Genomic DNA, 10009 nt, shown 5'->3' on the forward strand with positions numbered 1-10009 from the left:
GCTCATGCGTCCACCCGCACTTCGCGCATCATGCCGCCGTCCATGTGGTAGAGCAGGTGGCAGTGGTAGGCCCAGCGGCCCAGCGCGTCGGCGCGCACGCGATAGCTGCGGCGCGTGCCCGGCGGCATGTCCACGGTGTGCTTGCGCACCTGGAAGCGGCCGGCGGCGTCCTCCACGTCGCTCCACATGCCGTGCAGGTGGATCGGGTGCTGCATCATCGTGTCGTTGACCAGCACGATGCGCAGGCGCTCGCCATAGTTGAGCCGCAGCGGCTCGGCGCTGGCGAAGGGAACGCCGTCGAAGGACCAGGCGAACTTCTCCATGTTGCCGGTCAGGTGCAACTGGATCTCGCGTCCCGGCTCGCGCCCGTCCGGGTCCTCGAACAGGCTGTGCAGGTCGGCGTAGGCCAGCACGCGGCGGCCGTTGTCGCGCAGGCCGATGCCCGGGTCGTCCAGCCGCGGCGCGGTGGCGGAGGACTGCATGTCCACCAGCGGATTGCCGCGTTCGCTGCGCGGATGCACGGGTGCGGCGGCAGCGCCTGCAGCCGCGTGCGCGGCGTGCTCCATGCCCGGCATGCCGGCCATGTGCATGCTCGCCCCGCAGCCGCCCTCCATGCCGTGCATGGCCGTGCCCGCGCCGTGCTCCATGCCGGCGTGTCCGGCCATCGCGTGGCCCATGTCCTGCATGCGCAGCAGCGGGCGCGGATCGTTGGCCGGCACCGGCGCCTGCAGGCCCTCGCGCACGGCCAGGGTGCCGCGTGCGTGGCCGGTGCGGCCCATGTCCTGGGCGAACACCGTGTAGGCGTCCTGGCCGCTGGGTTCGACCAGCACATCAAAGGTTTCGGCCGCGGCGATGCGGAACTCGTCCACGCTCACCGGATGCACGTACTGGCCGTCGGCGGCGACCACGGTCATCTTCAGCCCGGGGATGCGCACGTCGAAGTAGCTCATGCTGGAGGCGTTGATGAAGCGCAGCAGCACCTTCTCGCCGGGGCGGAACAGCCCGGTCCAGTTGCCGGCCGGGGTCACGCCGTTGAGCAGGTAGGTGTAGGTGTTGCCGTTGACGTCGGACAGGTCGCTCGGCGTCATGCGCATGCGCCCCCACATGCCGCGGTCGGCGAGGGTGGCGCGCAGCCCGTCCTGCCGCGCGTCGCGCAGGAAATCGCCGACGGTGCGCTGGTACAGGTTGTCGTAGGACGGCATCTGCTTCAGCCGCCGGAACAGCGCGGTAGGATCCAGGTCGGTCCAGTCCGACAGCAGCAGCACGTGCTCGCGATCGTAGCGGTACGGCGGCGGCTCGCGCGGGTCGATCACGATGGCGCCGTACAGCCCGGCCTGCTCCTGGTGCAGCGAGTGGCTGTGGTACCAGTAGGTGCCGGACTGGCGCAGGGCGAAGCGGTACTGGTAGGTCTCACCGGGATAGATGCCGTCGAAGCTCATGCCCGGCACGCCATCCATGTTCGCCGGCAGCAGCAGGCCGTGCCAGTGCACCGAGGTCTGGGTGTGGCCGGGCAAGCGGTTGGCCACGCGGATGGTCACGGTGTCGCCTTCGCGCCAGCGCAGGAGCGGTGCCGGCACGCTGCCGTTGACGGCGATGGCGGGGCGTTCGCGCCCGGTGAAGTTGACCCGGGTGCTGCCGATGCTCAGGTCCAGGTCGGTGCCGTGCAGTACGTAGGGCGCGGCGCCGTTGCGCGCCAGCGCGCTGGCCTGGGCGTGGCGCAGCGGCAGCCCGGTGAGGCCGGCGGCGGCGCCCAGCGCCAGCCCGGTGACGAAGCGGCGCCGCGACGGCAGCGTCGGCAGGCCGGAAGAAGATGGGTTCATGTGCGATGTCCGTAAGCGGAAGCGATGTGCCGCGCAGCGCCGACGGGGCACTGCAGGCGTAGACGCGGCAGCGCCTGTGCGCCGCCGCCAGGAGGCCGCCCAAGGGGCGGCCGCGTGCGCTCAGACGCTGGGAGGACGTTCCAGCCGCGGCAGACCGGGCGCACCGTGCGCGGCCTGGGGATCGGCGGAGATCAAGGTGCGGGGCAGGCGCGGCAATGCCATGGGCATTGCCAGCAGCGCCGGCAGCGGTTGCGCATGCGGGCATTGGCAGCCGGCCATGCCGCCGCAGCCACCGTGCTTGCCGGCATGGTCGTGGCAGTGCCCGTCGTGATCCGCGGGAGGCGGTGGCGGCGCGTCGTGGCAGGGCATCGCCGCATGCGCCGGCACCGCGCTGGCGACCGTGGCAGCCGTGTCGTGCGTCGCGGTACCGTGCGCCGCCATGCCCGGCATCGCCATGGCGGCCGCGGTGCCGTTGAGCAGCAGGCTCAGGCACAGCAGCAAGCGCAGCAGGGCGGAAAGGGTTGGCACGGACAGGCGGCAGCGTGGCGGCGGGGAGCAACAGAGGATACCGAAGCCGGCGTGGGCGGCAAGCGACCGCCGCGTGGCAAGGCTTGACTCTGGACCCGACTCCAGGGAGTAGGGTGTGCGCATGCGATCCGCCCCCGCCCCCGCCCGCTTCACCATCGGCGCGCTCGCCCGCCAGGCCGACGTCGCCATCGATACCGTGCGCTACTACGAACGCCAGGGCCTGCTGCCGCCCGCCCCGCGCCGCGCCTCCGGCTACCGCGAGTACGACGCCGCGGCAGTGCAGCGGGTGCGCTTCATCCGCCGCGCCAAGGAGCTGGGCTTCTCGCTGGAGGAGATCGGCGAGCTGCTGGCGCTGCAGGACGATCGCGTGCACGGCGTGGAGGGCATCAAGCAGCGCGCCAGCGCGCGCCTGCAGGCGCTGGACCGGCGCATCGCCGAGCTGACCGAGATGCGCAACGCCCTGGCGGCGCTGGTCGAGGACTGCCCCGGCCGCGGTGCGCCGGACGCCTGCCCGATCCTGGGCGACATCCGCGGCGATGCCGCCGGCGAGCCGACGCGATGAGCACGGACCGCGCCACCGCCTCGTTGACCCTGCCGGTGCAGGGCATGACCTGCGCCGCCTGCGCGGCCGGCGTGGAGAAGGCGTTGCAGCGCCTGCCCGGTGTGGTGGCGCAAGCCAGCTATGCCGGCGCGCGCGTGCAGGTCGATTACGACCCGCAGCAGGTGGACCTGCCGACGCTGCTGCAGCGCATCCAGCAGGCCGGCTACAGCGTGCCCACCCAGGCGGTGACCCTGGAGCTCAGTGGCCTGCACTGCGCGTCCTGCGTGGCGTCGATCGATGCGGTGCTGGCGAAGACCCCGGGCGTGCTCGCCGGCCACGCCAACCTGGCCTCGGCCAAGGCGCGGGTGGAGATCGTGCCCGGCGCGGTCGCACCGGCGGAGCTGATCGCGCGGATCGCCCGTGCCGGGTTCGGCGCACGCGTCGCGCAGGCCATGGACCACGAGCAACTGGCCGAGCGCGAGCGGACCGAGCGTCGCGCCTGGCGGCGCGAGCTGGGTCTGTTCGCCGCGGCGGTGCTGCTGACCCTGCCATTCTGGGGGCAGATGCTTGGCATGCTGGATGGCGATGCCCTGCGCGGCGCGCATGCCGAGCCGCTGCCGCGCTGGTTGCAGCTGTTGCTGGCGACGCCGGTGCAGTGCTGGATCGGCGCGCGCTTCTACCGCGCCGGCTACCGCGCGTTGCGCAACGGCAGCGCCAACATGGACGTGCTGGTGGCGCTGGGCACCGGCATGGCCTATCTGTACAGCGCCGTGGTCACCGTGGCCGGCCTGCATGATCAGCACGTGTACTTCGAGGCCAGCACCAGCGTCATCACCCTGGTGCTGCTCGGGCGCCTGCTCGAGGCCCGCGCCAAGCGCCGCACCACCGCGTCGGTGCGCGCGCTGCTCGATCTGGCGCCGACCACCGCGCGGGTCGAGCGCGACGGCGTCATCGTGGAAGTGGATGCAGCGGACCTGGCGGTCGGCGACGTGTTCGTGGTCGCCGCCGGCGAGCGCGTGCCGGTGGACGGCGAGGTGCTCGACGGCCACTCCAGCGTGGACGAGGCGATGCTCTCCGGCGAGGCGCTGCCGGTGGCCAAGGCGCCGGGCAGTCGCCTGCATGCGGCCACGGTCAACCAGCTCGGCCTGCTGCGCGCGCGCGCCACCGGTGTCGGCGCGGACACGTTGCTGGCGCAGATCGTACGCATGGTCGACGCCGCGCAAGGCTCGCGCGCGCCGATCCAGCGCCTGGTCGACCGCATCGCCGCGGTGTTCGTGCCGGCGGTGCTGGCCACCGCCGCGATCACCCTGGGCGCGACCTGGGCGCTGGGCGGCAATTTTGCAGACGCCCTGGTGCACGCGGTGGCGGTGTTGGTGATCGCCTGCCCGTGCGCGCTGGGCCTGGCCACGCCGACCGCGATCATGGTCGGCACCGGCGTCGGCGCCCGCGTCGGCATCCTGATCCGCGACGCCGAGGTGCTGGAACGCGCCCGCGCGCTGACCGCGCTGGTGGTCGACAAGACCGGCACCCTGACCCTGGGCCAGCCGCAGGTGACCGCGGTGCTGGTCGCCGACGAGGCCGAGGCCGCGCCGCTGCTGCGCCTGACCGCGGCGCTGGAGACCGGTTCGGCGCATCCGCTGGCGCGCGCCATCGTGCAGCGCGCCGCCGACCTGGGCGTACGCACGGCCGCGCCGGCGCCGCTGGCCGAGGCGGTGCAGACGTTGCCGGGGCAGGGCGTGCGCGGCCGCGTGGATGGGCGCGAGGTCGCGCTGGGCGCGCTGGTATGGCTCGACGGTCTGGCCGCCGCGCCGGTCGACCCGACGCTGCGCCGCCAGGCCGAGGCGGCGCAGGCGCAGGGCCAGAGCGTGGTCGGGGTGGCGGTAGACGGCGCCGTGACCGGCTACATCGCCATCGCCGATCCGCTGCGCGAAGACGCCGCCGAGGCGGTGGCCCTGCTGCAGGCGCGCGGCATCGCGGTGACCATGCTCAGCGGCGACAACCGCCACGCGGCGCAAGCGGTGGCCGCGCGGCTCGGCATCGCGCAGGTGCAGGCCGAGGTGCTGCCGCAGGACAAGGCCGAGCACGTGCGCCGGCTGCAGGCCGTGCCGGGCGCACACGTGGGCATGGTCGGCGACGGCATCAACGACGCCCCGGCGCTGGCCGCGGCCGACGTCAGTTTCGCCATCGGCAGCGGCTCGGACATTGCCATCGAGGCGGCGGACGTGGTGCTGATGCACGGCGACCTGGCCGGCGTCGCTGCTGCCATCGACCTGTCCGCGGCGACGGTGCGCAAGATCCGCCAGAACCTGTTCTTCGCCTTCGTCTTCAACGGCCTGGGTATCCCGCTGGCCGCGTTCGGCCTGCTCAACCCGGTGATCGCCGGCGCGGCGATGGCGCTGAGTTCGGTCTCGGTGCTGGGCAACGCGCTGCTGCTGAATCGCTGGCGGGCGCAGTGAGCGCGGGTCCGATTTCTTCACTTTGGAGCCTGACATGCAACATCTCGATTTCCTCGTCCACGGCATGACCTGCGGCGGCTGCAGCGCGCGGCTGCAGCGGGTGCTGGACGCCTGCCCGGGCGTGACCGCGAGCACGGTGGTGCTGGAAGACGGGCGCGTGGGCATCGACTACGACCCCGCGCGCATCGACGCGGCCGCCCTGGAGCAGGCGATCGCCGACGCCGGCTTCAGCGTGGCCGCCGGCTGAGCGCCGCCCCGGCGCCGCGTCTTCCCGGGTGAACGCCGGCGTGGCGGCCGCCGCCGTGCATGGCCCGGGCGCGTGGCCGGGCGTGTATCGTGGGCGCGGTTTCTCCGCTCTCGCACCGCCATGACCCATCGCGCTTGGGTGGCCGCCGCCATCCAGAAGATCGAAGCCGACTTCAACCGCTCGGCCGACACCCACCTGATCCCGCTGGACCTGCCCGGTTTTCCCGGCATCGACCTGTATTTCAAGGACGAGTCCAGCCACCCCACCGGCAGCCTCAAGCATCGCCTGGCGCGCTCGCTGTTCCTGTACGCGCTGGCCAACGGCTGGCTGCGCGAGGGGCGGCCGGTGATCGAGGCCTCCAGCGGCTCCACCGCGGTCTCCGAGGCGTATTTCGCGCGCCTGCTGGGGCTGCCGTTCATCGCGGTGATGCCGGCGACGACTTCGCCGGAGAAGATCGCCGCGATCGAGTTCCAGGGCGGGCGCTGCCACCTGGTCGGGCGCGCCTGCGACCTGCACGCCGATTCGGTGCAGTTGGCGCGCGAGACCGGTGGCCACTTCATGGACCAGTTCCTCTACGCCGAACGCGCCACCGACTGGCGCGCCAACAACAACATCGCCGAATCGATCTTCCGGCAGATGCAGGAGGAGCCGCATCCGATCCCGGCCTGGATCGTGTGCAGCCCCGGCACCGGCGGCACCGCCGCCACGCTCGGGCGCTACGTGCGCTACCGGCGCCATCCCACCCGTATCCTGTGCGCGGATCCGGAGGTGTCGCTGTTCTTCGACGGCTACCGCGAGGCACTGGCCGGGCGCGACTACGCCGGCCTGGAAAGCACCGGCGGCTCGCGCATCGAAGGCATCGGCCGGCCGCGGGTGGAGCCGAGCTTCATCCCCAGCTGCGTGGATGCGATGGTCAAGGTGCCCGACGCGCTGAGCCTGGCGGCGATGCGTTACGTCAGCGCGCGCCTGGGCCGGCGCGTGGGCGGCTCCACCGGCACCAACTTCGTCGGCGTGCTGCAGGCGGCCACGCGCATGCGCGAGCAGGGCCGCAGCGGTGCCATCGTCACCATCCTGTGCGACAGCGGCGAGCGCTACGTGCACAGCTACTACCGGCCGCAGTGGTACGCCGAGCACGGCATCGACGTGGAGCAGGCCGATGCGCAACTGGCCGCGGCGGTGGCCGGTGCCGGGTTGCCGCCGCTGCCTTGTGCCGCGCTGGACTGACCGCCATCTCACTGCCATGGCCGGCGCCGCCAGCCTTCCTTCCGTGACCGAGACTTCCGCGATGACCAACCCCCTGCTCGATTTTTCCGGCCTGCCGCGCTTCGATGCGATCCAGCCCGAGCACATCGGCCCGGCGATCGACACGCTGCTGGCGCAGGCCGAGGCCGCCGTGGCCGCCGCCGAGACCGTGGCGCCGGTGCGCTGGGACAGTTTCGTAGCGCCGCTGGACGATGCCACCGAGCGGCTGTGGCGCGCCTGGGGCCAGGTGAGCCACCTGCAGGCGGTGGTCAACACGCCGGCGCTGCGCGAGGCCTACAACACCAACCTGCCCAAGGTGACGCGCTTCTCCAGCGCGCTGGGGCAGAACCTGGCGCTGTTCGCGCAGTACCGCACGCTGGCGCACTCGCCGGAGGCGGCCACGCTCGGCCCGGCGCAGCGCAAGGTGCTGGACAACGCGTTGCGCGATTTCCGCCTGGGCGGCGCCGAACTGGGCGAAGCCGACAAACAGCGCTTCGCCGCGATCCAGGAGGAACTGTCGGCGCTGTCGGCCAAGTTCTCGCAGAACGTGCTCGACGCCACCGATGCGTGGTCGCTGCTGATCGACGACCCGGCGCGGCTGGCCGGCCTGCCCGAGGACAGCATCGCCGCCGCGCGTGCGGTGGCCGAACGCGATGGCCAGGCGGGCTGGAAGCTGACCCTGCAGATGCCGTGCTACCTGCCGGTGCAGATGTACGCCGAGGACCGCGCGCTGCGCGAGACGCTGTACCGCGCCAACGCGATCCGCGCCTCGGAGTTCGGCGATGCGGCGCTGGACAACAGCGCCGCGATCGGTCGCATCCTCGCCTTGCGTGGAGAACTGGCCGCCTTGCTCGGCTTCGCCAGCTACGCCGAGTATTCGCTGGCGACGAAGATGGCGCAGGATCCCGCGCAGGTGCTCGACTTCCTGCACGATCTGGCCGCCCGCGCCAAGCCCTACGCGCAGCGCGACCGCGCCGAACTGGAAGCCTATGCCCGCGAACACCTGGGTCTGGACACGCTGGAGGCGTGGGACCTGCTCTATGCCAGCGAGCAGCTCAAGCAGGCGCGCTACAGCTTCTCGGAGCAGGACGTAAAGCGCTACTTCACCGAGCCGAAGGTGCTGGACGGCCTGTTCGGCTTGATCCACGACCTGTATGGCTTGCGCGTGGAGGCCGACAGCGCGCCGGTGTGGCATCCGGACGTGCGCTTCTTCCGCCTCAGCGACGCACAGGGGCGCCTGGTCGGGCAGTTCTACCTGGACCTGTACGCACGCGAAGGCAAGCGCGGCGGCGCCTGGATGGACGATTGCCGCAATCGCCGCGAGCGCGCCGACGGCGTGCAGACCCCACTTGTTTACCTGGTGTGCAACTTCGGCCGCGGCAGCGACGGCAAGCCGGCCACCTTCACCCACAACGAGGTCACCACCCTGTTCCACGAGATGGGCCACGGCCTGCACCAGTTGCTGACCCAGGTCGGCGAACTGGGCGTGGCCGGCATCAATGGGGTGGAATGGGACGCGGTGGAGCTGCCCAGCCAGTTCATGGAGAACTTCTGCTGGGAGTGGCCGCGGCTGCAGGCGATGACTGCGCACGTGGACAGCGGCGAACCGTTGCCGCGCGCGCTGTTCGACAAGATGCTGGCGGCGAAGAACTACCAGAGCGGCATGTTCACCGTGCGCCAGCTCGAGTTCGCGCTGTTCGACATGCAACTGCACCATCGCTTCGATGCGCAGGCCGACAGCGTGCTGCAGTTGCTCGAACGCGTGCGCGATGAAGTCGCGGTGAACCGGCCGCCGGCCTGGAATCGCTTCCCGCACCAGTTCAGCCACATCTTCGCTGGCGGCTATGCGGCCGGCTACTACAGCTACAAATGGGCCGAGGTGCTCAGCGCCGACGCCTATGCGGCGTTCGAGGAAGCGCCCGACCAGCTGCCCGCCACCGGTGCGCGCTTCCTGCGCGAGATCCTGTCGCGGGGCGGCAGCCGCCCGGCGCTGGAGAACTTCACCGCCTTCCGCGGTCGCGCGCCGGAGCTGGAGGCGTTGCTGCGGCACAGCGGCATGGCGGGGTAGGCGGGGAGCCGGGATTCGTGATTCGTGATTTTTCGCGAGTGCAGGGCATTTCCAGCGCTTCTGGCGTTGTTGTAGGAGCGGCTTCAGCCGCGACGGGCGTTACCGGTAACGCCCGTCGCGGCTGAAGCCGCTCCTACAGAAAATCGCCTGCCAACGATTTGGCTCCGCACAGCACGCCGCCGCCCGCAATCTCCAATCACCAATCCCGGCTTTCAACAGCCGCAGGCTGGTCATCCCCAATCCCCAATCCCGGCCCCTCTGTGCTAGAACAAAGCACAGCGGCAGGCGATCTTCGCTGCCGCGATCGCGGCACAGGACACTGCCGCACTGCACAAGGAGGACCGCATGAAGCGAGCACAGTGGTGGACGCCGTTGCTGTTGAGCATGGCCGCGCCTGCGCTGGCGCAGGACGGCAGCGGCACGGTCCGCATTGGCGCCAGCCTGCGCGCTGGCCCGGCGCTGGAGTATCCGCGTGTGGCGACCACAGTGAGCCATGACACGCTGCGGGTGCATGGCTGCACCCAGGATTGGGCCTGGTGCGATGTCAGTTGGAGCGGCAAACGCGGCTGGCTGCCGGGTGGGGCGATCGACTTCGGCACGCAAGGCGAGGGCGTCGCGCCCGCCGTGCCGACCGTCGGCTTTGCGCTGGACCGCTACTGGGACACGCACTATCGCGGCCAGCCGTGGGCGCGCGAACGCGCGCGTTACCGCCCGCTGGAAAGCGCGTCGACCGCGGCCGGCCCAGCGCAGATCCCGGCGCCGCTGCAGCGTCAGCTGGCGCCGCAATGGCGGGCGCCGCCACCGCCTCCTGCGTCCGCGTCCGAGGCGGTGAGCGCCTCGCCGCAATGGACGCCGCCTGGCGAGCGGATGCATCAGATCCCGCCGCCGGACGCGCTCAACCCCCGCTACAACAAGGAACTGGCGAAGGAGTTGCAACGCCAGGACGACGACCGCCGCCAGCGCGAAGCGATGGGACTGACGCCCGTGCCGCCGCCTGCGTCCGCGCCGTCGGCATCGCCGTCGTGGCCGCCCACGCCGGCGACGATCCAATGGGTCGAGCAGCATCCGCCGAAGCCGAGTTCGCCGCCACCTCCACCGCCTCCACCT

Annotated in this window: 8 protein-coding genes; 6 read left to right on the plus strand and 2 right to left on the minus strand. The window is 71.7% G+C overall.

Annotated elements, in window-relative coordinates; genetic code table 11:
- Window positions 1-2: 2 nt before the first annotated feature.
- Both ACP93_RS19000 and ACP93_RS19005 read right to left on the minus strand, forming a co-directional pair.
- Window positions 3-1820, minus strand: a complete 1818-nt coding sequence (locus ACP93_RS19000) for a copper resistance system multicopper oxidase (protein WP_048492229.1) — start codon at window positions 1818-1820, stop codon at window positions 3-5.
- A gap of 120 nt (window positions 1821-1940) precedes the next feature.
- Complete coding sequence (locus tag ACP93_RS19005; protein ID WP_048492230.1) at window positions 1941-2348, minus strand: CopL family metal-binding regulatory protein; 408 nt, start codon at window positions 2346-2348, stop codon at window positions 1941-1943.
- Between the two features lie 121 nt (window positions 2349-2469).
- Here ACP93_RS19005 and ACP93_RS19010 point away from each other — a divergent pair, with 121 nt between their 5' ends.
- The 6 genes from ACP93_RS19010 to ACP93_RS19035 all read left to right on the plus strand — a co-directional run.
- Complete coding sequence (locus tag ACP93_RS19010; protein ID WP_048492231.1) at window positions 2470-2910, plus strand: heavy metal-responsive transcriptional regulator; 441 nt, start codon at window positions 2470-2472, stop codon at window positions 2908-2910.
- The gene (locus tag ACP93_RS19015; RefSeq protein ID WP_048492232.1) at window positions 2907-5345 is read left to right on the plus strand and encodes a heavy metal translocating P-type ATPase; all 2439 of its coding nucleotides are present in this window, start codon (window positions 2907-2909) and stop codon (window positions 5343-5345) included. Before ACP93_RS19010 ends, ACP93_RS19015 begins: the two co-directional genes overlap by 4 nt.
- Before the next feature lie 34 nt (window positions 5346-5379).
- Window positions 5380-5592, plus strand: a complete 213-nt coding sequence (locus ACP93_RS19020) for a heavy-metal-associated domain-containing protein (protein ID WP_048492233.1) — start codon at window positions 5380-5382, stop codon at window positions 5590-5592.
- A gap of 120 nt (window positions 5593-5712) precedes the next feature.
- Window positions 5713-6816 carry a PLP-dependent cysteine synthase family protein gene (locus tag ACP93_RS19025; RefSeq protein WP_048492234.1) on the plus strand — a complete coding sequence of 368 codons (1104 nt, stop codon included), beginning with the start codon at window positions 5713-5715 and terminating at the stop codon, window positions 6814-6816.
- A 61-nt stretch (window positions 6817-6877) separates the two neighbouring features.
- Window positions 6878-8902, plus strand: coding sequence for a M3 family metallopeptidase (locus ACP93_RS19030; protein WP_048492235.1), 2025 nt, complete (start codon window positions 6878-6880; stop codon window positions 8900-8902).
- Window positions 8903-9247: 345 nt separating this feature from the next.
- The coding region (locus tag ACP93_RS19035) for an SH3 domain-containing protein (protein WP_228136092.1) at window positions 9248-10009 on the plus strand (762 nt) is incomplete at its 3' end.

It is taken from the genome of Xanthomonas sp. NCPPB 1128, assembly GCF_001043115.1.
GTDB lineage: Bacteria > Pseudomonadota > Gammaproteobacteria > Xanthomonadales > Xanthomonadaceae > Xanthomonas_A.